The organism is Granulicatella sp. zg-84 (assembly GCF_010892375.1).
Classification (GTDB): Bacteria; Bacillota; Bacilli; order Lactobacillales; family Aerococcaceae; genus WM01.
Map to the genome: position 1 here is coordinate 1 of NZ_WNJX01000004.1, position 22,913 is coordinate 22,913.

Here is a 22,913-nt window from a genome sequence, read left to right on the forward strand (position 1 = left end):
GTTTCCCGTCAAGGCACACTTTGTTTTTCGCCTTGACTAGAAAACCTTTGTTTTTATTGTTTGGTTATTAACCCCGCAAAAGAGAAAGTAATTATCTGTTTTTTTGCACTTTACTTTACAATTGGAGAAGAAATAATTTGACAAGAATAGCCAATATGCTATATACTTTTGTCATACATTAAAAATTTATGAAAGAAACAAGTAGTTTTATAGTTTATATTTTAAGAGATGCTTTGGTTGGTGCAAAAAGCAAGTGGCTATAAAATCAAGACATTCTGGAAATTGGTAATGCAAAGTTACTACGGATAGCGTCCGTTATACGCTCGAGAAAAGCACATGCTTTTAAATAAAGGTGGTACCACGTTTTCTAACGTCCTTACTAGTTCAACTAGTAAGGACGTTTTTATTACAGCCGTAGGAGCAAAGCGACGTACAGATGTAATATGGGACGGAACGAGGCATTAATGTATTTCGATAGAAATACGCCCGCCGAGAGAGTACCAATCCTTGAAAAAGCCGTAGGAGCAAAGCGACGTACGTTGAGTAAGGAAACTACGGAGCGAAGCTCCCTAGTACGACATTCGTAGCCAGCAAGCTGTAACGACTGTCGCATATGGGACGGAACGAGGCAACAATGTATTTCGATAGAAATACGCCCGCCGAGAGAGTACCAATCCTTGAAAAAGCCGTAGGAGCAAAGCGACGTACGTTAAGTAAGGAAACTACGGAGCGAAGCTCCCTAGTACGACATTCGTAGCCAGCAAGCTATAACGACTGGCACAATAGACAATCTATTGTAAGTCAGTACACTATTTATATTTGTAAAGTAGAAAAGAAAGGAAGTAGATAAAATATGATACAAAAACCAAAAGGAACGGCAGATTTATTACCAGTTAATAATCCTTTGTGGCACTATTTAGAAGAAACAACACGTATTTTAATGTCTGATTATCAATTTTCTGAAATGAGAACACCATTATTTGAAAATTATGAGTTATTTGCTAGAAGTTCTGGAGAAACGAGTGATATTGTATCAAAAGAAATGTATGATTTTTACGATAAGGGAGATAGACACATCGCACTACGTCCAGAGGGGACAGCACCGGTTGTGCGTGCTTATATTGAAAATAAATTATATGGGAATGAGCATGCAAAACCATTAAAAGTGTTCTATATGGCACCGATGTTTCGATATGAACGTCCACAGGGTGGACGTATGCGTCAATTTCATCAAATTGGGACTGAAGTTTTTGGAAGTACCAATCCAGCAACAGATGTCGAAACGATTGCATTGGCGTGGGATTTATTTAAAGAATTGGGTATTCAAGATGTGAAATTGGTTATCAATTCTTTAGGTAAAACGGAGGATAGACAACGCTATCGTCAAGCGTTAATTGATTATTTAACACCGTTAAAAGATCAATTAAGTCATGATTCACAAACTCGCTTAGAAAAAAATCCATTACGTATTTTAGATAGCAAAGACGAAAAAGATAAAGCTATTGTAGCAAATGCTCCAAGTATTTTAGACTTTTTATCTCCAGAAGCACAAGAGCATTTTGATAAAGTACAAGCTCTACTCAATGGTCTAAATATTCCGTTTGAAATTGATGCAAATATGGTACGTGGATTGGACTACTATCAAGATACAATTTTTGAAATGATGACAAATTCAGCTGTTTTTGGAGCACAAACAACCATTTGTGGAGGCGGTCGTTATGACGGATTAGTAGAAGCTCTAGGTGGTCCACAAACATCAAGTTTTGGCTTTGGTATTGGCATGGAGCGTCTTGTATTGTTGATGGAAAGTCAAAAAGTTGAGGTACCCAACTTACAAGAATTAGATATTTTTGTGATTGGTATGGGAGAAGAAACATCTGTTGAAACATTGAAATTAACACAAGCGGCAAGACAAGCAGGATATTCAGCAGATAGAGATTATTTAGATAGAAAATTTAAAGCACAGTTTAAACTTGCAGATAAATTAGGTGCAAAAGTTGTTCTTATTGTTGGAGAAGAAGAATTACAAAAAGGAACAGCAAAACTTAAAGTGTTTAAAACAGGTAAAGAAGTAGAAGTACCATTGACTGATTTATACGATAATTTTGAAACAGTGTATCGTATGAATACAATGGATACGTCGGTTTTAGATGAATATTTTAATCAATAGGAGAGGTATATGAGAACAAATTATTGTGGCATGATAACAGAAAAGTACGTCAACCAAACAGTAACCGTACAAGGTTGGGTTGCTAGACGTAGAGATTTTGGTGGTCTATTATTTATCCATTTACGTGATAGAGAGGGGATTGTACAAGTTGTGTTTAATGCTGAAACACAACCAGAGATATTTAAACTTGCAGAAAAATTACGTTCAGAATATGTTGTGGAAATTACAGGAGAAGTTGTTTTACGTGAAGAACAACAAATCAACGATAAAATGAATACCGGTAAAATTGATATACATGCACATGCTCTAACAATTTTATCAACAGCAACAACACCGGCTATTCCAGTAGAGGACGGCTATAACACATCAGATGAATTACGAATGCAATATCGTTATTTAGATTTACGCCGTACAAGTATGTTGCATAATTTACGTTTACGTCATCAAGTGACAAAATCTATTCGTGAGTCATTGGATAATGCAGGATTTATTGATGTTGAAACACCGTATTTAACAAAATCAACACCAGAAGGAGCAAGAGATTATCTTGTACCATCTCGTGTGAATAGCGGTTCATTTTATGCGTTACCGCAATCTCCTCAGTTGTTTAAACAGCTATTGATGGGTGCAGGATTAGATAAATATTATCAAATTGCACGTTGTTTCCGTGATGAAGATTTAAGGGGAGATAGACAACCAGAGTTTACACAAGTCGACTTAGAAACAAGCTTTTTATCAGCAGAGGAGATTCAACAAACTGTTGAAAATATGTTGCAAAAAGTGATGAAAGATACATTGAATATTGATGTAACAACATCATTTCCACGTATGTCGTATGCAGAGGCAATGAACAGATACGGAAATGACAAACCGGATACACGCTTTGCATTAGAATTGATTGATATTGCTTCAGTTGCTCAAAAAGTTGAGTTTGGTGTTTTCCAAAATGCCCTAGCAAATGGAGGACAAGTAAAAGCATTGAACTTAAAAGGTCAAGCAAGTGCCTATTCACGTAAAGACGTTGATAAATTGGGTGAGTTTGTTGCAAGATATGGAGCAAAAGGCTTGGCATGGACAAAAGTTGAAAATGGTGAATTTACAGGTGGTATTGCCAAATTTATCAATGATGTAAAAGAGGAATTATTATCTGTTGTGAATGGAGAAGACGGTGACATTTTATTCTTCTGTGCTGATAAACCGAGTGTGGTGGCACAATCATTAAGTGAATTACGTTTGAAATTAGGACGTGACCATGATTTGATTGATACATCAGCGTTTCATTTCTTGTGGATCGTGGATTGGCCTTTATTGGAATACGATGAAGATAATCAACGTTATGTTGCGATGCATCATCCATTTACAAGACCAAAAGCAAGTGATATGGATAAATTGATAACAAATCCTGCAGATGTGATGGCAGAGGCGTATGATATTGTTTTGAATGGATACGAAATTGGCGGTGGCTCATTGCGTATTTATACACGGGAAATGCAAGAAAAAATGTTTGATGTATTAGGATTTACAAAAGAAGAAGCAGAACAACAATTTGGTTTCTTATTGGGAGCTTTAGATTCAGGATTTCCTCCTCATGGTGGATTGGCACTTGGCTTGGACAGATTGGTTATGTTATTGGCAAAAGAGAATAATATTCGTGAAGTAATTGCTTTCCCTAAAAATGGTAAAGCGATTGATCCAATGACAGAGGCACCAAGTGAAGTAAGTACAGCTCAATTACAAGAATTATCGCTATCTATTTTAGAAAAATAATATTGTGAAAATCATGTTGATAAACGTATTTGTCAACATGATTTTTTTATTTTTGACGTAAGCATTTTTATTTACCAACTATTTTGATTGTGGTATGCTAATAAAAAATAAGAAAAGAAAGAGTGAAAAAAATGGTTTTATCATTAACAGATGCAACATTTGAAAAAGAAACAGAAAAAGGTCTTGTTTTAGTTGATTTTTGGGCAACATGGTGTGGTCCTTGTCGTATGCAAGCACCAATTATTGATGCTTTAGATGAAGAATTGGGTGATAAAGTAACATTTGCAAAAATGGATATTGACGAAAATCCAGAAACAGCAAAAGAATTACGTATTATGAGTATTCCAACACTTCTCATCAAAAAAGACGGTGTGATTGTTGACCAACTTGTTGGTTTACATCAAAAAGGACACTTAGAAGAAATTTTAGAAAAATATATGTAAGATATATAACCCCCCGTTAAGCACCTTATGTGCTTAGCGGGGGGTTAATAAATTGATAAAATAAGAAATACCGATATAAATACGGTTAACTGGATTTCTAATATAAAATCTTATTTAAATATCATATACATCAAAATAAATCTCACGTTGTCTATCCAATAAATATTTTGATGATAGTGGTTCACCAGTTGCATTTAAAATCAATTCATTTGGTTTTTTAGATGAACCGTATTGATGAATGTGATGCGTTAACCATTCTCGAATTGGTAAATAAACATCTTGTTTAAAGACGTCTTTCATACATAAATCTTTTTCCATTGCATGACGTAATTGTGCAGCGTACATGTATCCTAAAGCATAGGACGGGAAGTAACCGAATAGTCCACCGCTCCAATGAACGTCCTGTAAGACACCTTCTAAATCATCTTTTGGTATAATACCTAGATACTCTTCGTATTTTTCATTCCATACACGTGGCAATTCACTCACAGGAAGATTGTCATTAAACAACATTTTTTCAATTTCATAGCGAATAATAATGTGTAGAGGATAAGTTAATGTATCGGCTTCAATGCGAATAAAGGAAGATTGTGAATGATGTAGTCCTTTATAGAAAGTATCAAAGTCAATATCATCAAAAGTTCCCTCTGTAATGCTTTGGAATAGAGAATAGTTTTCTCTCCAAAAATCTTTGTCGCTACCAATCATCATTTCATAAAAGAGAGATTGTGATTCGTGTATTCCTGTACTCGTTCCATTAGTTAGTGGTGTATAGTCGAATTTAGCATCAATATTTTGTTCATAAATGCCATGTCCAGCTTCGTGGATAACACCAAATACAGCCATTTTAAAATCATGTTCGTTCCAACGTGTTGTGATGCGAACATCATTTCTGTTTAATTCTTGCATAAATGGGTGCGTTGTATCATCTAAACGTCCTTTGTTGAAATCATATCCAATTTTACGAGCAATTTCTCGAACAAATTTATCTTGTTGGTATTTTGGTACATGACGTGTTAAAAAGTCTGTTCTAGGTGGTGTTCCTTTTTCTTCTAATGTTTTACGAATATCAATTAAACCATTTCTTAATTCTGAAAATAAAATGTCTAATTTTTCAGTTGTCATACCTGGCTCGTGTTTATTTAATAAAACGTCATAAGGTGTTTTTTCATCTTTTTGCCATAGTGGAATAAATGAACGAATCATAGAGATACATTGTTCTAATACTGGTTCAAAGCGTTTAAAATCTTTGGCAAGACGTCCTTGATGCCAAGCATCTTCTGCTTTTGTGATGAGTTTTGCATATTCTGTATATTGTTCAACAGGAATCTTGTTGTTCAATTCATAATTTTCTTTGACTTTTTCAAAGAGTAACAAACCGTCTTTAGATAATTCATCTGTATGTTCTTCAAAATAAGTTAAGAATGACACTAGTTTTTCTGATATACTCATTTCAAAGGCTTTACCCGATATATAACCTTTAACCTCTGATCGAAATGATGTTGCTTCTTTTGGCATACCAGTGGATGTATCCCAGCCAAGTAATGATAATACTTCATTTAATAGGGCAATTTCCTTTAAATAATCACGAAATTCTTTTTCTTTTTGGTGCATACGTTATCTCCTTTTCTTTTTATGTTTATTATAGCGTAATTTAGACAGTGAATAAAGTCATTGATAATGATGTTCAAAATAAGAAGAGTAGTTTATAATAAGAGTGTCTTTATTGTAAACAAAGGAGAATATAATCATGAAATTAAAACAATTATGGTTTATCATGCTCGCATTTTTTTGTGTTGGTTGCCAAGTACAAACAAGCACACCAATACAAAACCAAGAACAAGTAACCTTAAAACGAGTGGTAGACGGAGATACTGTTATTTTCAATATTGATGGAAAAGAAACAAAAGTGCGTGTATTATTAGTCGATACGCCTGAAAGTGTAAAGCCAGATACACCGATTTATCCTTTTGGGAAAGAGGCGAGTGAACGAACAAAAGAATTGTTAAAAAAAGCCAAAATTATTTCTTTGGAATATGAAGAAACAGGCAAAAAAGAAGATAAGTACGACAGAGCGTTAGCGTATGTCTTTGTCGACGGGAAATTATTAGAAGAAATTCTTGTTGAAGAGGGTTTAGCACGAGTTGCTTTTTATAAAGGACAAGAAAAATATTTATCATTATTGAAAACAAAGCAAGAAGCGGCTAAGAAAAAGAAAATAGGAATATGGTCTATTGAGGGTTATGTAACAGAAAGAGGATATGTGTTAGATACAAAATAAAAAGAAAAGGGGGCGTATATATGATGTTGCTGACGACAACCGAACACGTAGTAGGATATACCATTCAAAAGTATTGTGATGTTGTATTTGGAGAAATGATGGGATTTGTTGAAGGCTTAGTCGATGTGGCAATGGACGAAACAGAATTATCAGATATTCGAGAAGCCGCGTATTTGGAAATGTGTATGAAAGCTAGTGATCTTGATGCGAATGGTATTATTGGTATTCGTGTCCATTATCAATTATTAGCGTGTGGAAAAGTGTTTGTGTCGTGCTGTGGCACGGCTGTGAAAATCGAAAAGGCTTAAAATCCTCGGATTTTAAGCCTTTTAAGCTATTGTTCCGTATTTTTTTTTGGTCTTAAACCCCAAAATTGAAAATAGTCTGTACGAATAGCTCCATTATATAATTTACGTTTTTTAGTTGCTTGTTGACCATAGTAAGTTTCGAAAGCTAAATCACTTGTTAAAATATACTTACTCCAAGTTGGTATGTGTGCATACGTTTGTCCCATTTGTTGATACAAGTGATGTACTTTATCTTCATCTAACAATCTATCACCATAAGGAGGATTTGAAATTAAAATACCGAACTCTTTTTTTGTTTTGAAATCTGATAATTGCATTTGTTTAAACTGAATATGCTCTGACACACCTGCTTTTTCAGCATTTCGTTTGGCAATCTCAATCATTGAGCCGTCAATATCAGTACCTGTAATATCAAGTGTGACATCTTTTTTGATTTGATTTTTGGCATCTTGTCGAACTTGTTCAAAAATATCATTATCAAAAATATCCCATGTTTCACACGCAAAATGACGATTTAATCCAGGAGCAATATTCAATCCTATTAGGGCTGCTTCAATCGGAATAGTACCTGATCCACATGTTGGGTCGTATAAAGGTCTGTCAGGGAACCATGTTGTTAATTGGATTAGTGCAGCTGCCATGTTTTCTTTTAAAGGGGCACCACCTTTTTCAGTACGATACCCACGTTTAAATAAACTAGATCCGGTTGTGTCTAATGTTAATGTGACGACATCTTTTAAAACAGATACTTCAATAGGGTAGACAGCACCTGTTTCGGCTAGTTTTGTTTTGCGATGATAGTAGTTAGAAAGTCTTGTAACAATCGCTTTTTTTGTAATAGATTGACAGCTAGGTACATGATGAAGTGTTGATTTAACAGATTTTCCAGAAACAGGAAAATTAGCGTCTAAAGGTAACATATCTTCCCAAGGAAGTGCTTTTGTTTTTTCAAATAATTCATCAAATGTACGTGCTTTAAATGTTCCAAAAATAATTTTAATACGGTCAGCCGTACGTAGCCATAGATTTGTTTTGGCAATATCATAAGCTGTTCCTTCAAATAGCACTTTACCATTTTCAACTTGGCAAGTGTATCCCATATCTTTTAATTCTTTACCAACGAGTGCTTCAATACCAGCCGCACACGTCGCCATCAATTTGAATGTTTTCATGACATATTATCTCCATAATAATACAGTGCTAAAAAGATTTAGCACTGTGCGTAATGTTTATATAACCTGAATTGTAAACTTCTATAAGCCATGTTCTGTACTATTTATCTGTCAGGAGCAGAGTAAATAGCGATTATTATCTGTCTGTGTATCATTGATACACCTCTTTTTTCGTTGTTATTCCTATAAAGAGTGCCCCTACCATACGTTTGGGTTGCTCGCTCGAGGGGTTTACCGCGTTCCACCAATCTGTTTCCAGTATTGCTTCGTCACTGTGGCACTTTCAAGAATACTTTGACATAGCCTAAGCCTTAGCCATTTTTTCTGCCGTCAACTAATAGTTGCCTTAGCTTATTGTTTCGCTAAGCACGAACACTACAAGCATTTCAGCTTGTGCGAGCATGGACTTTCCTCAGCTTAGATACTAAACCGCAATAATCCGAAGTCTACAAAGACATCTTATTGAACATTGTCCAATTTTGAACCAAAAACGTGTTTTTCTAAGTTTGATATACGTCTTAAAATATCGTAGTTTGTTGTGCCGGCACTTGATGTTTGAGGTTTTGCATCAGAACCACCATTTTTTTCTGATAATTCGCCAATTTTGTTGATTAAGCGAATATTTTCTTGTTTTAATTTTGCTAGTTCTGTTTCAAACATGTCGTAATCTTGCATGATTAAATCTAAAAATTCATCTACTTCAACAGTGTTGTATCCTCTCATGCTTGTTTTAAATGCTTGATCATAAATATCTTGTGGGGTTAAGTTTCTTTTTGCCATATCGTTCATCCTTTCAGTATCGTACCTTTCTATTTTACAATGAATATGTTTTTTTTTAAAGTCAAAAACAACAATTCATTAAAAAAATTGTGTTTTATAATGAAACATTTGTTTCAATAGTGTGTATCAAGGAAAAAATGTATTTAAAATAGAATAATATCAATAGTTTACTGATTTACGGTTTATCATTTGATAATGACGATGAAAAAAGATAAATTCAAAGAAATACTCGTTAAATCATGAATTGCAAAAAAGTCAGCATATAGATTTGTTATCTATATTATTTTAGACAACAATACTTTACTACAAGTCCAAAAAATGATACTTTAGTGTAGAGTAAAAATGAAAAGGAGATTGCTATGTCATTTGATGAAGAACGTTTTATGTCTAGTCATGTTAGAACAGAACAAGAAGAACAAGCAGAGATGTCTTTACGTCCAAAAACATTAGCACAGTATATTGGGCAAGACCGTGTAAAGCATGAGCTAGCAATTTATATAAAAGCTGCAAAAGAACGTCAAGAAGCATTAGACCACGTTTTATTATATGGTCCTCCAGGATTAGGAAAAACAACAATGGCAATGGTCATTGCGAATGAAATCGGTGTAGGCATTCGTACAACGAGTGGTCCGGCAATCGAAAGACCGGGTGATTTAGTTGCTTTATTAAGTGATTTAAATCCGGGTGATATTTTGTTTATTGATGAAATTCATCGTTTGCCACGACAAGTGGAAGAAATGTTATATTCTGCTATGGAAGATTTTTATATTGATATTATTTCTGGTCAAGGAGCTACGGCACAGCCCATTCATTTTCCATTGCCACCGTTCACACTCGTTGGTGCAACAACAAAAGCAGGTTCTTTATCAGCACCATTAAGAGATAGATTTGGTATCGTTTCTCACATGGAATATTATGATGTAGAAGCTCTTTCTGAAATTGTCAAACGTTCGGCATCTATTTTTGATATGGAGATTGATGAGGCAGGAGCGTATGAAATTGGGTTACGTTCACGTGGGACACCGCGTATTGCCAATCGTTTATTAAAACGTGTTCGAGATTACACACAAGTTTTTGGACAAGGTGTGATAACAAAGGAATTATCGGATAAAGCATTATCCTTATTACGTGTTGATGAAAAAGGTTTAGATCATGTGGATAGAAATTTATTAGAAACGATGATACAACTTTACAATGGTGGCCCAGTCGGACTAAGTACAATCGCCGCAAACATTAGTGAAGATACCGATACAATAGAAGATATGTATGAACCGTACTTACTTCAAATGGGCTTTTTACAAAGAACCCCAAGAGGTAGGGTTGTGACTGAATATGCCTATAAGCATTTAGGTATTGCATATAAAAAAGATGAATAGGAGAGTAAAATGTTAACGACAAAAGACTTTGATTTTGATTTGCCGGAGGAGCTGATTGCACAGACACCTTTAAAAGAACGGAGTAAATCAAGATTACTTGCCTTAAATGCCACAAGTGGTGCGTATCAAGATGAAACATTTATCAATGTTGTCAATCATCTGCATGAGGGAGATGTATTAGTTTTAAATGATACACGTGTTTTACCCGCAAGATTGCATGGAGAAAAAGAAGATACGGGTGCTCATGTTGAATTGTTATTATTGACGAATATAGAGGGAGATAAATGGGAAGCTCTTGTGAAACCTGCTAAGCGTGTTAAAGTAGGAACAGTTATTTCATTTGGAGATGGACGCTTAAAAGCAAAAGTTATCGAAGAACAAGAGCACGGAGGACGCATTGTTGAATTTATGTATCAAGGTGTCTTTTTAGAAGTCTTAGATTCTTTAGGGGAAATGCCTTTACCACCATATATTAAAGAGCATTTGGATGATAAAGAACGCTATCAAACCGTTTATGCAAAAGAAGTTGGTTCTGCGGCTGCCCCAACAGCAGGTTTGCATTTCACACCAGAATTATTAGAACAAATTGAAGCAAAGGGTGTAGACATTGCTTATTTGACATTGCATGTCGGATTAGGCACATTTAGACCGGTTTCTGTTGAAAATTTAAGTGAGCATAAAATGCATTCAGAATTTTATCAGTTAAATCAAGAAACAGCTAATAAAATCAATGCAGCGAAAAAAAGAGGAAATCGTGTCATAGCTGTTGGAACAACGTCTATTCGTACACTAGAAACTATTGCCACAGCGAACCAAGGTACGATGATAGCATCAAGTGGGTGGACAGATATATTTATTTCCCCTGGGTATACGTTTAAAATTGTCGACGGTTTTATTACGAATTTTCATTTACCAAAATCTACTTTAGTTATGCTTGTATCAGCATTTGCAGGACGAGAAAATGTGTTAAATGCTTATCAACATGCCATTTCTAAAAAATATCGTTTCTTTAGTTTTGGCGATGCAATGATTGTTGAAAAATTTGTATAATAAAAAGACTTGACATCAACATTTTTAATGAGTTGATGTCAAGTCTTTTTGAGTAGATTTTCTTAGATAAAAAAGCATTTTAACATGATTAATATGTAAGTAATGTATTTTTATGGCTGAGAAACAAAGCAAAAATGTGTGTCGCTTGATTTTTCAGCGCAGTAAGAAAAACCATTAAACTGTAATAATTTTATATCTTGAATATCCGTAATATGCTTAGTTATCAAGGTATTGACTAAGCCTCCACGTCCTTTTTTAGATGTTGTAGAATGTGTTTTATGTTTATGATTTAAAAAAGAGCATGTATAAAATTGTTGTGATATCTCTTTAGAAAAAATCTGTTCAAATTCACTGGATAATAGCGATAAAATAGGTTGATGTGATGATGCAAATCCGTCAAAATGTTCTTTCCATAGTTGTTTTAGCGTTTTACCATTGACTTGTAAGGCGTGTGCAAAATCAAAACGATGCTCAACAATAGGTGCTGTAGCAGGAATGATACCATATAAAGCGGATGTTATATACACATGTTTATCAAGATACGCTATTTCTTTTTCTGATAAGTTCTGACGATTGATTTGGCGATACATCAATCCGTTAAATAAGGTAATAGCACGATAACAAGGTGCTGTATGAAATGATTGAATTCGATTATGCTCAACAACGGCACGATCATAGGATATGTGAAAAAATGTTGCCAGTTCTTCCACTGTTTTTTCTTGTAAGACAGATAAAATGTCTTGTGTTTGATTAGAAAGTGGAGGTCTTTGTGTACTTGGTAAAGTAGGTAATAATTCTTTAGCCGTTGGAATAAGTATTTTCATAAAAACTCCTTTAACATCTTAGTATAAAAAGTATAGTGTTTTTTTCATTTTATTGCAATCTTTATAAGCGATTTACTTGAATGACACATCAAGATTTGTTACTATTTGTCTATATATTTTCATGAAAAGAGGAATGAATTTTGACTAAGCAACAAATCGGTGTTGTCGGCATGGCCGTCATGGGAAAAAATTTAGCATTAAACATTGAAAGTAGAGGATATACGGTATCTATTTTTAACCGTACAACGTCCAAAACAGACGCTGTTATTGCTGAACATCCAGATAAAAAATTAGTACCAACTTATTCGATTGAAGAATTTGTTGATTCATTGGAAAAGCCAAGACGTATTTTGTTAATGGTACAAGCAGGAAAACCAACAGATTTAACCATTCAATCATTATTACCACATTTAGATAAAGGCGATATTTTAATTGACGGAGGAAATACATTCTTTAAAGATACAATGCGTCGCAATGAAGAATTGGCAAGCTCTGGTATTAACTTTATCGGAACAGGTGTTTCTGGAGGAGAAGAAGGTGCTTTGAAAGGACCTGCGATTATGCCAGGAGGACAAAAAGAAGCATATGATTTAGTAGCACCTATTTTACGAGAAATTGCAGCAAAAGCCAAAGACGGAGAGCCTTGTGTCACATATATTGGCGAAAATGGAGCAGGTCATTATGTGAAAATGGTTCATAATGGTATCGAATATGGCGATATGCAGTTAATTGCTGAATCCTATGATTTATTACGTCATTTATTAGGTTTATCTATCGAAGAGATTGCCTCTATTTTTAAAGAATGGAATCAAGGCGAGTTAGATAGTTATTTAATGGAAATTACAGCCGATATTTTAACAAAATACGATGCTCAAACAGGAAAACCAATGGTTGATGTGATTGTAGATAGTGCCGGTAATAAAGGAACAGGTAAATGGACATCACAAAATGCATTAGATTTAGGTGTGCCATTATCCTTAATCACAGAATCTGTTTTTGCTAGATATATTTCAACATTTAAAGAAGAACGTGAAACAGCATCAACTCTTTTACCGACTGTTGAAAAAGAAAGTATTTCTAAAGAAGATAAAGAAAAATGGATTGAAAGCATTCGCCGTGCCTTATACTTTAGTAAAATTATGAGCTATGCACAAGGATTTGCCCAAATGCGTATTGCCAGTGATGAGTTTGGCTGGAGCTTACAATATGGTGATATTGCCAAAATCTTTAGAGCAGGTTGTATCATTCGTGCACAATTTTTACAAAAAATTACAGATGCCTACACAAAAAATCCTGATTTAACGAACTTATTATTAGATGATTATTTCTTAAACATTACAAAAGAATATCATCAATCTGTTCGTGATGTTGTTTCTTTAGCTGTTAGAAACGGTATACCAGTACCAACATTCTCAGCAGCGATTACATATTTTGATGCATATCGTACACCAGTATTACCTGCTAATTTAATTCAAGCACAACGTGACTACTTCGGTGCACATACATATAAACGTGTTGATAAAGACGGCACATTCCACTATGAGTGGTTAAAAGATAATGAATTAGAAGTATAATCCAAAAACAACCGACTTCTCTGTCGGTTGTTTTTGATTATATAAAACGACATCTTGTCTTAAAATATTGTAGTTCTATAACGTTCGTAAAATTGATAGAGTAAGTCAACGAGTACTTGCGTATCTTGATTGACTAAAGGTTCTATGGTATAAAATATATTTTTCTTTAGAGAAAATAATCGTTCTTTTCATTATTTCTTTAAGCATTAGTATATGTTACTATATTCTACAAAAGAAGATGATTTCAATTGTTTAATCACGTGTTTTTCTATATAATAAGCAAGATGATAAGACGAGAAAGGATGTATCACATGTCAGAACATTATTATAGCCACACACCTACAAGTAAGACCGATGAACAAAAACATACGATTGTTGTGGCAAATCAAACATTATCTATATGGACAGATCACGGTGTGTTTTCAAAAACAGGTTTAGACTTTGGTTCTCGTACACTACTTGAAACCATTAAACAAGATATGATACTGCCTAAAAATCCCGCTATTTTAGATGTTGGTTGTGGATATGGTCCCATTGGATTAACACTAGCAAAAGCCTATTCAGATGCTTTTGTGACAATGGTGGACATAAACGAACGTGCGGTTCATCTAACAGAAAAAAATATACATGAAAATAAAGTCAATCATGCAAAAGTACTACAATCTAATGTGTACGAAGCGATAACAGAGCAATTTGATATGATTGTTTCTAATCCACCTATTCGTGCAGGAAAAAAAGTTGTGCATCATATTCTTGAAGAAAGTATATCGTATTTAAAACCTAATGGTTATATTGTAATTGTCATTCAAAAAAAACAAGGAGCACCTAGTGCACAGAAAAAAATGGAAGATGTTTTTGGCAATGTGACATTATTAAACCGTGATAAAGGGTATTGGATTTTGTGTAGTCAATTAAAGGGATAACTACTATATATGGTATGTATTCTTTTTAGCATGTTGATATGTTGTTTATTTTCCTTGCAAAAAAGAACCAATCATAGTAGAGTATTAGCATAGGTATTTAGGAGGAAGTATGAATGAATCCATATATTGCAATTAACTGGAATAGTATTGAAGATATGATTGATAAATTAACGTGGGAGAAATTAACCGAGCAATTTTGGTTAGATACACGTATTCCATTATCAAATGATTTAGACGATTGGCGTACGTTAACTGACGCAGAAAGAGATATGGTTGCGAAAGTGTTTGGTGGATTGACTTTATTAGATACGCTACAATCACAAGACGGTGTGGAATCTTTGAAAAAAGATGTTCGTACACAACACGAAGAAGCCGTTTATAACAATATTCAATTTATGGAGTCTGTTCATGCGAAAAGTTATTCGTCAATCTTTAGTACGTTGAATACAAAAGCAGAAATTGAAGAAATTTTTGCTTGGACAAACTCAAATGAATTTTTACAAAAGAAAGCAGAAATTATTAACGGTATTTATCAAAATGGTTCTCCGTTAGAGAGAAAAGTAGCGAGTGTGTTACTAGAATCTTTCTTATTTTATTCAGGTTTCTTTGCACCATTATATTATTTAGGAAACAATAAACTAGCGAATGTCGCAGAAATCATTAAGCTGATTATTCGTGATGAATCTGTTCATGGAACATATATTGGCTATAAATTCCAATTAGCGTATAATGAATTAAGTGAAGAAGAACAAGAAACATTGAAAAATTGGGTATTCCAATTAACATATCAGTTGTATTCAAATGAAATTAAATACACACAAATGTTATACGATCAAATTGGTTGGACAGAAAAAGTAAAAGTCTTTATTCGTTATAATGCCAACAAAGCATTACAAAATCTAGGATTTGATCCACTGTTTCCAGATACAGCAGAAGATGTTGATCCGATTGTCATGAATGGTATCTCAACAGGAACAAGTAATCACGACTTCTTCTCACAAGTTGGAAATGGCTATTTATTAGGTGAAGTAGAAGCGATGGAAGATGAAGATTATATAAATTGGTAATCCAAATATTAAAACGGTAAGTTGACAGGTATTGTCGACTTACCGTTTTGTTTATGTTATAGTGAACGTATCACAAGATTAAAGGAAAGAATAGAATGACAAATCAATATTTACAAGCCTTTATGGACGATATTGATAGGATAACAGTGGTATGTGATACACCCCAAGTCGATATTTTGGAAATAAGTTTATCATGTGATGTGATGATAACACTCGTATCACAAACATCAACTTCTTATACCTATCAAACAAATCTTCCTCTACCATTGGATACACCTATTTTTGCTATCGTAAATGGAGAAAAAATACCTGTTTTATTTCGTCATATTGCACGTTTACCTTTATTTGATGACTATTTTTATTATGACGGAATATTAGGATATACGTATACACCCGAGCAAACAGAATTTAAACTATGGGCACCTGGAGCAACACAAGTATATTTATTATTAGATGATGTCCCGTATGAGATGATAAACCAAGAAAGAGGAGTATACACATACACATTCCTTGGAAATTGTTTACATCAAACGTATATGTATGGTATTTATCGACACACAGATTATCATGAAGTAGTTGACCCCTATACAAAAGCCGTAACTGTGAATGGCGAACGAGGTGTTATTGTAACAGTACCAACAGCAAGCAAGTTGCCTTTACCACCTGTTGATGTACCTATCATTTATGAAATGCACGTAAGAGATATGAGCAGCCATATAGATAGTGGTATACAGCATAAAGGCATGTTTCTTGGACTGACAGAGCACAATACGCATACAAGTCATTTACAAAAAACAGGTATTGATTACATGACATCATTAGGTGTCACACATGTTCAAATGATGCCTATGGCTGATTATAGTGCACAATCCGTTGATGAAACACAACCGTGGCGTTCATATAATTGGGGATATGACCCGCTGCATTTTAATGTACCCGAGGGAAGTTATAGTACTAATCCGTATGATCCTATGACACGAATTTTAGAGTGTCAAGCGTTTATTGATAAGTGTCATCAAGAGGGGTTACGTGTCATTATGGATGTGGTTTATAATCATGTGTATCACATCAAAGAACATAGTTTTGAAAAAATCGTACCATTTTATTTTTTTAGACGTGATGAATATGGTGTGTTAACCGACGGGACAGGTGTTGGCAATGATTTTGCCAGTGAGAGAAAAATGGCTAGAAAGTATATCGTTGATAGTGTATCTTATTGGGCACAAACTTATCAAATAGATGGGTTTAGGTTTGACTTAATGGGGATGTTAGATATTCAAACGATGCAAGACGTATCAAGACGGTTAAAAGCAATCAATCCTCATATCATCATTTTAGGTGAAGGGTGGGATATGGGTACTTTGCCTACCCCTCAAAAAGCAATGCAAGCTAATGCACATTTGATTTCAGATATTGCTTTTTTTAACGATAAATTTCGAGATAATGTAAAATCTTTTGTATCAGGGCAACTGGGATTTGAGGGGATTATCTTCAATCAGATTTTGGGAACAGCACCTTATACACACATGAAGCAAATGGTACAATACGTCGAAGTACATGATAATTACACGCTGTGGGATTATTTAACGTTGCACAATACATCAGAAAACGATACCATTCGCCTCAAGCGACATCGTCTTGCGACAAGCATGGTTTTATTAACATTTGGGATACCATTTTTACATGCAGGACAAGAGTTTATGCGTACCAAATCGGGCATTGAAAATTCGTATTGTTCGCCAGATATTATTAATCAAATGGATTGGGATAGAGCGTTTGTTTATCAAGATAATATCGAGTATGTAACCTCCTTAGTACACTTTAGAAAAGAGCATCCTTTTTTTGCCACAACAGACTTTGATACAATAAAAGAAATGGTTAAGGTGATTAAAAGTGATGAGCAAATCATTGCGTATTGTGTCAAAGATTTATTTATTATTCATAGTGCTAATTTTTATGGAAAAGACTTATATTTACCACATGGAACATATACATTGTTGATAAGCAGTGAATCCATTTCTGTGAGAAAATGGATTGTTGGCTCTAAAGGCATTACAGTGCCACCATTGAGCACGCTTGTGTTAAAAAAAGAAAGATAGAGCGATATGATGGCGTCATCATATCGCTCCATTTTACATTATTTTTTATAAATAGTTCCTGTATTGTCTTTAAATGATGTATCATCAATGCGTTCTATAATCAAAATCTGACGTTCATCGTTTTCTTCTACATGCAATTGCACAACCCAGTCGGTATCATTTCCATGTGCTTTTGTAACAGTTGGATGTGAAAATTCAAGATACATATTTCCATATTTTGCTTGATAATTTGGTAAATCTTGTTCGTAGTAAGCACGTAGTGTAGGTGCTTTTGGTTCTTGTTTTAAATCATCTGTTATCGTTGCTTTTTTATTTAGTTTTCCATTTTTATCAAGTATTTGACTAAATTGATTACGAATATTTGTTGAAATATTGCTTCTAATCACATCGTTTTTAGAAGCATGATTGTTCATATCAAGTGATAGAATCATTTTGTCATTTTCAAAATGAATAGCCGATAGGGTACTTTTTGATGTTGTTGCTTTATAGGTTCCAGTATAAGGAAATCCTTCTGCAAGAGGTTTGATGTTTGTACTATCTTGTTTTGGTGAACAAGCAGTGATGATACAAATGACGATAAATGTGAAGAAGATTGATGTGATATATTTATATTTTTTCATAATAATACTCCTTTTTTATGATATGAAATAACTTTCTTTAAAATACAATGGAATCACCTTCTTAAAAATTTATAATTGTATTATAACAGAATTTTAAGAAGAGATAAAGTTTTATCTATTTATAAAAATAAAAGTTTTAGTTAGCTGTTTTATGGAGCTATTATAGTCTGTATTATAACAATTCATAATAGGCAAAAATATTGAAAAAACATCAAAAAAAATCACCAGATGAAGTAAAAATATGGTATAATAATATCAAACATAAAGCGTTTTCTTTCTTTGGTTTAAACAAATTTATCTCGAAGATAGAAACTTTATTAAATTGATGAATATGCACTCTAATGATGAAGGAGGGAAATATTACGAAAAATTTATATCAAGAATGGAAAGATGATATTTATTTATTTAATATTGGACAACAATATGCAAGTTATCGTTTTTTAGGGAATCATTTTGTGAAAAGAAATGAAACCGTTTACGTTTCTTTTGCTGTATGGGCTCCACATGCCAAACATGTTTATTTAGTAGGGGATTTTAATGATTGGACTTATGAGCGTATGACGTGTTTAGAAGAAACGGGTATATGGTTATCTTTATCTGAAAAAGCAAAATCGGGAGATTGTTATAAATATGTGATTGAAGATGAGCAAGGAAATACTATTTACAAAATTGATCCATTTGCTAAAAAATTTGAAAGACCACCAAAAGATGCGTCTATTGTATATGATGTTGCACCTAAAAAATGGAAAGATGGTCTATGGCAGGCAAATAAAAAAAGGAAAGATATTTTAGAAAAACCTTTGAATATATATGAGATACATGCAGGTTCTTGGAAACGGCATTTAGACGGTACTTTATATTCATTTGATGACTTCAAAAAATATCTTGTGCCTTACGTCAAAGACATGGGATATACGCATATTGAGTTTATGCCACTTATGGAGCATCCGCTTGAAGAAAGTTGGGGATATCAAGTTACGGGGTATTATGCTGTGGCATCAATCTTTGGAGATTTAGATGCATTTAGAGATTTTGTAGAATATGCACATCAACAAGGTATTGGTATTATTATGGATTGGGTTCCGGGACATTTTTGTCGAAATGCTTATGCACTTGCCTATTATGACGGGACACCAACGTATGAATATAGTGATGAAGATAGGGCAAATAATCAAGGGTGGGGAACGCTTAATTTTGATTTAGGTAAACCACAAGTACAAAGTTTTTTAATTTCTAATGCGCTATTTTGGTTAGATGTGTGCCACGTCGATGGTATTCGTGTAGATGCTGTATCAAATATTCTTTATTTAGATTTTGATAATTTAAGTTGGAAACCAAATAAATATGGAGATAATCGTAATTTAGAAGGCATTGACTTTTTAAAACAACTAAATACGATTATTTATCGTTATTATCCAACAACATTGATGATTGCCGAAGAAAGTACATCATTTGATGGAGTAACACGACCTGTATATCACGGAGGTCTAGGATTTTTATTTAAGTGGAATATGGGTTGGATGAATGATACATTAGCCTATATTGAAACAGATACGTATGTTAGAAAAGATTATTATCGCTTGATGACTTTTTCATTTATGTATATGTTTCATGATCAGTTTATATTGCCATTATCACATGACGAAGTCGTCCATGGAAAAAATTCAATGTTAGGTAAAATAAAAGGCGATAGGTACAAACAATTTGCGACATTAAGACTTTTACAAGCCTATATGATAGCTCATCCAGGTAAAAAATTGAATTTTATGGGATATGAACTAGGTCAATTTTTAGAATGGCGTTTCTATTCTCAATTAGAATGGATTGATTTACAACGTCCGTTTAATCAAGAGTATCAATATTTTATTAAAACAATTAATCATTTGTATCAATCACAAAAGGCATTGTATGAAGTAGATACTAAATCGGACGGTATAACGGTTTTAGATGCAGATAATATAGACGAGTCCATTATTAGTTTTATTAGACATGGAAAACAAAAACGAGATTTTCTAATTATGATTGCTAACTTCTTGCCAATAGAACGATTAACATATCGTGTAGGTGTTCCTTATGAGGGACAGTATGAAATATTATTGAATACAGAAGCAAAAGAGTATGGTGGTACTTGGACGCATACAAAATCCATTTATCAAACAGAAAAAATCCCTTATCAAAATCAACCGTATTCTTTTGAATGTGTCGTACCGAGTTTAGCGGCACTATATATTAAACCTAAAAGAGTATATATAAAAAAAGAAATGAAGGAGTTAACTGTATGAAAAAAGAAATGATTGCGATGATATTAGCCGGAGGACAAGGTACAAGACTTGGTAAACTAACGGCACATATTGCTAAACCAGCTGTACCATTTGGAGGGCGTTATCGTATTATTGACTTTGCGATGAGTAATTGTGCTAATTCAGATATTGATAATGTTGGTGTCATTACCCAATATCAACCTTTATCACTAAATGAACATATCGGTAGCGGAAAAGCTTGGGGAATGGAAGGACGTTACGGTGGAGCAACCATTTTACAACCGTATTCTAGCTCAAAAGGAACACAATTTTTCGCTGGAACGGCACATGCGATTGTTCAAAATATTGACTATATTGACCAACTCAATCCAGAGTATATTTTGATTTTATCCGGTGATCATATTTATAAAATGAATTATCAAAAAATGCTTGAATTTCATAAAGCCAATAATGCTAGCTTAACAGTTGCCGTTATTCCAGTACCATTAGAAGAAGCCTCACGTTTTGGGATTATGAATACCGATTCAGATAGTCGTATTATCGAATTTGAAGAAAAACCAAAAGAACCAAAAAGCAATTTAGCATCTATGGGTATTTATATTTTCGATTGGAAAAAACTTCGTCAATTATTGCTAAATGATGAACAAGGAGAAATGGAAGATTTTGGAAAAAATGTTATTCCTCAATATTTAATCAATCATGAGAATGTATTTGCTTATCGCTTTAATGGTTATTGGAAAGACGTTGGTACCATTGAATCATTATGGGAAGCCAATATGGAATTTTTAGAAGAAAATCATGAATTAAATATTCGAGATAGAGAATGGCGTATCTTTTCAAATAATATCAATGCTCTGCCACATTTTATTGGAGAGCACGCTAAAGTAAAAAATGCCATGATTTCTGACGGTTGTATTATAGAGGGAAATGTGAATCATTCGATTTTATCGAATAATGTCACTATTAGTGAGGGGGCAACGGTCAATAATAGTTTAATTATGGGAAATGTAAAAATCGGTAAAAATGTTGTGATTGACTATGCGATTATTGGAGAAAATGCGGTTATTTCAGATAATGCAAGAGTTGTTGGAACACAATCAAATATTGCCGTTATTGGATATGATGAAAAAATTGGAGGATTAAACTAATGAGAAAAAATGATATTTGTGCCGTTCTATCATTAACCGAACAGTCTGATTCACTACGTGCGTTGACCTTAAAAAGACCGATTGCAGCATTACCTTTTGCCAGCCGTTTTCGTATTATTGATTTTCCTTTATCTTCTGTAAGTGAAGCTGGTGTTAAATCTGTTGCTTTATTTATCGGAAAATCTGGTCGTTCTATTTATGACCATGTGAGAAGCGGTAGTTCATGGGGATTCGATTCACATGTTAATGGTGGTATTTTTACTTTTTCACAACAATTTTATAAATATTCACTAGGAGAAGAAGTTGGATACGAAGATTTTTATGAAGATTTAATTGAATTTGTGAAACGTTCACATGTAGGATATGTGTTTATTTCAGGAAGTAAAGTGATTGCCAATGTAAATTTAGAAGATGTGAAACAAGAGCATATCGAATCTGGCTGCGATATTACACAAATTTTTGATGAAGGACACCGTAATTTAAATAAATATTTGTTATCAACACCAAAATTATATGAAATGATTAGTCTGGCGGTGAAAGAAAAATTATTTGTAGAAGTAGATGAGCTAATTCGTCATTATTCAGCAAAAGAAACTGTCAATACATACATTCATTTAGGCTATACAGCCATTATCAATGACTTGTCAGATTATTTCTATGCCAATATGGATATGCTGGATAGCCAAAAATTTAAATCACTATTTTATGCATCTAATCCAGTTGTCACAAAAACAAGAAATGGAGCACCGTCATTTTTTACAGACGATGCCATTGTATTAAATAGTTTGATTGCCACAGATTGTGTGGTACGTGGACATGTTGAACGTAGTTTACTGTCTAGACGTGTTGAAGTTGAAAAAGATGCTCATGTGAAAAACACAATTATTTTACAAGGATGTCATATTGGAAAAGGTGCCTCTATTGAATATGCTATTTTAGATAAAGGTGTTCAAGTTGGGAAAGGCGCAGTGATTAAAGGGACACCGGACAATATTTTATTGATTACTAAAAATGATATTATTGGTGAAAATGAAGAACGTCGTGTATAGG

At 33.8% G+C, this 22,913-nt stretch carries 19 protein-coding genes, 1 other RNA gene and 1 other annotated feature; of the genes, 14 read left to right on the forward strand and 6 right to left on the reverse strand.

The genetic code is table 11. The features are described from left to right. Positions 1-179: 179 nt before the first annotated feature. Positions 180-381, forward strand: a binding site (T-box leader). Between the two features lie 472 nt (positions 382-853). The 3 genes from hisS (at position 854) to trxA (ending at position 4,380) form a co-directional block, all read left to right on the forward strand. Continuing rightward, entirely contained in the window at positions 854-2,170 is a 1,317-nt protein-coding gene (gene hisS, locus GMA06_RS01585; protein ID WP_163561469.1) for a histidine--tRNA ligase, read from the forward strand. A 9-nt stretch (positions 2,171-2,179) separates the two neighbouring features. Then, on the forward strand, positions 2,180-3,937 hold the full coding sequence (aspS, locus tag GMA06_RS01590; protein WP_163561470.1) for an aspartate--tRNA ligase: 1,758 nt from the start codon (positions 2,180-2,182) through the stop codon (positions 3,935-3,937). 131 nt (positions 3,938-4,068) lie between these two features. Beyond that, positions 4,069-4,380: a thioredoxin gene (gene trxA, locus GMA06_RS01595; protein WP_163561471.1), complete on the forward strand. Its 312-nt coding sequence runs from the start codon at positions 4,069-4,071 to the stop codon at positions 4,378-4,380. Positions 4,381-4,494: 114 nt separating this feature from the next. On the opposite strand, the gene GMA06_RS01600 is transcribed toward trxA, so the two are convergent. After that, a complete protein-coding gene (locus GMA06_RS01600; protein ID WP_163561472.1) occupies positions 4,495-5,994 on the reverse strand; it encodes a carboxypeptidase M32 in 1,500 nt (499 codons plus the stop codon). 136 nt (positions 5,995-6,130) lie between these two features. Between GMA06_RS01600 and GMA06_RS01605 the strand changes: the two genes are divergently transcribed. Continuing rightward, the gene (locus GMA06_RS01605) at positions 6,131-6,661 is read left to right on the forward strand and encodes a thermonuclease family protein (RefSeq protein ID WP_163545612.1); all 531 of its coding nucleotides are present in this window, start codon (positions 6,131-6,133) and stop codon (positions 6,659-6,661) included. Positions 6,662-6,681: 20 nt separating this feature from the next. Then, positions 6,682-6,969: a heavy metal-binding domain-containing protein gene (locus GMA06_RS01610; protein WP_163545613.1), complete on the forward strand. Its 288-nt coding sequence runs from the start codon at positions 6,682-6,684 to the stop codon at positions 6,967-6,969. Between the two features lie 26 nt (positions 6,970-6,995). Here the strand turns inward: GMA06_RS01610 and GMA06_RS01615 are convergent, their stop codons facing one another. The 3 genes from GMA06_RS01615 to gpsB all read right to left on the reverse strand — a co-directional run bounded on the left by GMA06_RS01615 (position 6,996) and on the right by gpsB (position 8,921). Then, on the reverse strand, positions 6,996-8,141 hold the full coding sequence (locus GMA06_RS01615) for a class I SAM-dependent RNA methyltransferase (RefSeq protein ID WP_163561473.1): 1,146 nt from the start codon (positions 8,139-8,141) through the stop codon (positions 6,996-6,998). 79 nt (positions 8,142-8,220) lie between these two features. Beyond that, an RNA gene (gene rnpB, locus GMA06_RS01620) (RNase P RNA component class B) lies at positions 8,221-8,588 on the reverse strand. A gap of 12 nt (positions 8,589-8,600) precedes the next feature. After that, positions 8,601-8,921, reverse strand: coding sequence for a cell division regulator GpsB (gpsB, locus tag GMA06_RS01625; protein ID WP_163545615.1), 321 nt, complete (start codon positions 8,919-8,921; stop codon positions 8,601-8,603). Positions 8,922-9,280: 359 nt separating this feature from the next. Here gpsB and ruvB point away from each other — a divergent pair, with 359 nt between their 5' ends. After that, on the forward strand, positions 9,281-10,297 hold the full coding sequence (ruvB, locus tag GMA06_RS01630; protein WP_163545616.1) for a Holliday junction branch migration DNA helicase RuvB: 1,017 nt from the start codon (positions 9,281-9,283) through the stop codon (positions 10,295-10,297). A gap of 9 nt (positions 10,298-10,306) precedes the next feature. Then, positions 10,307-11,347, forward strand: coding sequence for a tRNA preQ1(34) S-adenosylmethionine ribosyltransferase-isomerase QueA (gene queA / locus GMA06_RS01635; protein ID WP_163561474.1), 1,041 nt, complete (start codon positions 10,307-10,309; stop codon positions 11,345-11,347). Between the two features lie 110 nt (positions 11,348-11,457). Here queA and yaaA read toward each other — a convergent pair whose 3' ends face one another. Then, a complete protein-coding gene (gene yaaA, locus GMA06_RS01640) occupies positions 11,458-12,171 on the reverse strand; it encodes a peroxide stress protein YaaA (protein ID WP_163561475.1) in 714 nt (237 codons plus the stop codon). 140 nt (positions 12,172-12,311) lie between these two features. On the opposite strand from yaaA, the gene gndA reads away from it, so the two are divergent. The 4 genes from gndA to pulA all read left to right on the forward strand — a co-directional run bounded on the left by gndA (position 12,312) and on the right by pulA (position 17,834). Further along, complete coding sequence (gene gndA / locus GMA06_RS01645; RefSeq protein WP_163546103.1) at positions 12,312-13,745, forward strand: NADP-dependent phosphogluconate dehydrogenase; 1,434 nt, start codon at positions 12,312-12,314, stop codon at positions 13,743-13,745. A gap of 311 nt (positions 13,746-14,056) precedes the next feature. Continuing rightward, a complete protein-coding gene (locus tag GMA06_RS01650) occupies positions 14,057-14,668 on the forward strand; it encodes a class I SAM-dependent methyltransferase (protein WP_163561476.1) in 612 nt (203 codons plus the stop codon). Between the two features lie 113 nt (positions 14,669-14,781). Next, positions 14,782-15,735 (forward strand): class 1b ribonucleoside-diphosphate reductase subunit beta, encoded by a 954-nt coding sequence (nrdF, locus tag GMA06_RS01655; protein ID WP_163546101.1) that lies wholly within the window; start codon positions 14,782-14,784, stop codon positions 15,733-15,735. Between the two features lie 95 nt (positions 15,736-15,830). Then, a complete protein-coding gene (gene pulA / locus GMA06_RS01660; protein ID WP_163561477.1) occupies positions 15,831-17,834 on the forward strand; it encodes a type I pullulanase in 2,004 nt (667 codons plus the stop codon). Positions 17,835-17,872: 38 nt separating this feature from the next. Here pulA and GMA06_RS01665 read toward each other — a convergent pair whose 3' ends face one another. Continuing rightward, the gene (locus GMA06_RS01665) at positions 17,873-18,454 is read right to left on the reverse strand and encodes a hypothetical protein (protein WP_163546099.1); all 582 of its coding nucleotides are present in this window, start codon (positions 18,452-18,454) and stop codon (positions 17,873-17,875) included. Between the two features lie 341 nt (positions 18,455-18,795). Between GMA06_RS01665 and glgB the strand changes: the two genes are divergently transcribed. From glgB to GMA06_RS01680, 3 genes are read left to right on the forward strand one after another with little or no spacing between them, the layout of a single operon-like run. Further along, a complete protein-coding gene (gene glgB, locus GMA06_RS01670) occupies positions 18,796-20,736 on the forward strand; it encodes a 1,4-alpha-glucan branching protein GlgB (protein WP_240328822.1) in 1,941 nt (646 codons plus the stop codon). Next, positions 20,733-21,863 (forward strand): glucose-1-phosphate adenylyltransferase, encoded by a 1,131-nt coding sequence (locus GMA06_RS01675; RefSeq protein WP_163561478.1) that lies wholly within the window; start codon positions 20,733-20,735, stop codon positions 21,861-21,863. The genes glgB and GMA06_RS01675 overlap by 4 nt, the downstream gene beginning before the upstream one ends. Further along, positions 21,863-22,912: a glucose-1-phosphate adenylyltransferase subunit GlgD gene (locus GMA06_RS01680; RefSeq protein ID WP_163561479.1), complete on the forward strand. Its 1,050-nt coding sequence runs from the start codon at positions 21,863-21,865 to the stop codon at positions 22,910-22,912. Before GMA06_RS01675 ends, GMA06_RS01680 begins: the two co-directional genes overlap by 1 nt. Position 22,913 lies beyond the last annotated feature (1 nt).

Excerpts from the sequence above, each read along its gene's own strand:
- GMA06_RS01675 (WP_163561478.1), top strand. The coding sequence starts at position 20,733 with ATGAAAAAAGAAATGATTGCGATGATATTAGCCGGAGGACAAGGTACA.
- GMA06_RS01680 (WP_163561479.1), top strand. The coding sequence starts at position 21,863 with ATGAGAAAAAATGATATTTGTGCCGTTCTATCATTAACCGAACAGTCT.
- pulA (WP_163561477.1), top strand. The coding sequence starts at position 15,831 with ATGACAAATCAATATTTACAAGCCTTTATGGACGATATTGATAGGATA.
- GMA06_RS01665 (WP_163546099.1), bottom strand. The coding sequence starts at position 18,454 with ATGAAAAAATATAAATATATCACATCAATCTTCTTCACATTTATCGTC.
- nrdF (WP_163546101.1), top strand. The coding sequence starts at position 14,782 with ATGAATCCATATATTGCAATTAACTGGAATAGTATTGAAGATATGATT.
- trxA (WP_163561471.1), top strand. The coding sequence starts at position 4,069 with ATGGTTTTATCATTAACAGATGCAACATTTGAAAAAGAAACAGAAAAA.
- hisS (WP_163561469.1), top strand. The coding sequence starts at position 854 with ATGATACAAAAACCAAAAGGAACGGCAGATTTATTACCAGTTAATAAT.
- GMA06_RS01610 (WP_163545613.1), top strand. The coding sequence starts at position 6,682 with ATGATGTTGCTGACGACAACCGAACACGTAGTAGGATATACCATTCAA.
- GMA06_RS01615 (WP_163561473.1), bottom strand. The coding sequence starts at position 8,141 with ATGAAAACATTCAAATTGATGGCGACGTGTGCGGCTGGTATTGAAGCA.
- GMA06_RS01605 (WP_163545612.1), top strand. The coding sequence starts at position 6,131 with ATGAAATTAAAACAATTATGGTTTATCATGCTCGCATTTTTTTGTGTT.
- gpsB (WP_163545615.1), bottom strand. The coding sequence starts at position 8,921 with ATGGCAAAAAGAAACTTAACCCCACAAGATATTTATGATCAAGCATTT.
- glgB (WP_240328822.1), top strand. The coding sequence starts at position 18,796 with ATGATGAAGGAGGGAAATATTACGAAAAATTTATATCAAGAATGGAAA.
- ruvB (WP_163545616.1), top strand. The coding sequence starts at position 9,281 with ATGTCATTTGATGAAGAACGTTTTATGTCTAGTCATGTTAGAACAGAA.
- yaaA (WP_163561475.1), bottom strand. The coding sequence starts at position 12,171 with ATGAAAATACTTATTCCAACGGCTAAAGAATTATTACCTACTTTACCA.
- GMA06_RS01600 (WP_163561472.1), bottom strand. The coding sequence starts at position 5,994 with ATGCACCAAAAAGAAAAAGAATTTCGTGATTATTTAAAGGAAATTGCC.
- aspS (WP_163561470.1), top strand. The coding sequence starts at position 2,180 with ATGAGAACAAATTATTGTGGCATGATAACAGAAAAGTACGTCAACCAA.
- queA (WP_163561474.1), top strand. The coding sequence starts at position 10,307 with ATGTTAACGACAAAAGACTTTGATTTTGATTTGCCGGAGGAGCTGATT.
- GMA06_RS01650 (WP_163561476.1), top strand. The coding sequence starts at position 14,057 with ATGTCAGAACATTATTATAGCCACACACCTACAAGTAAGACCGATGAA.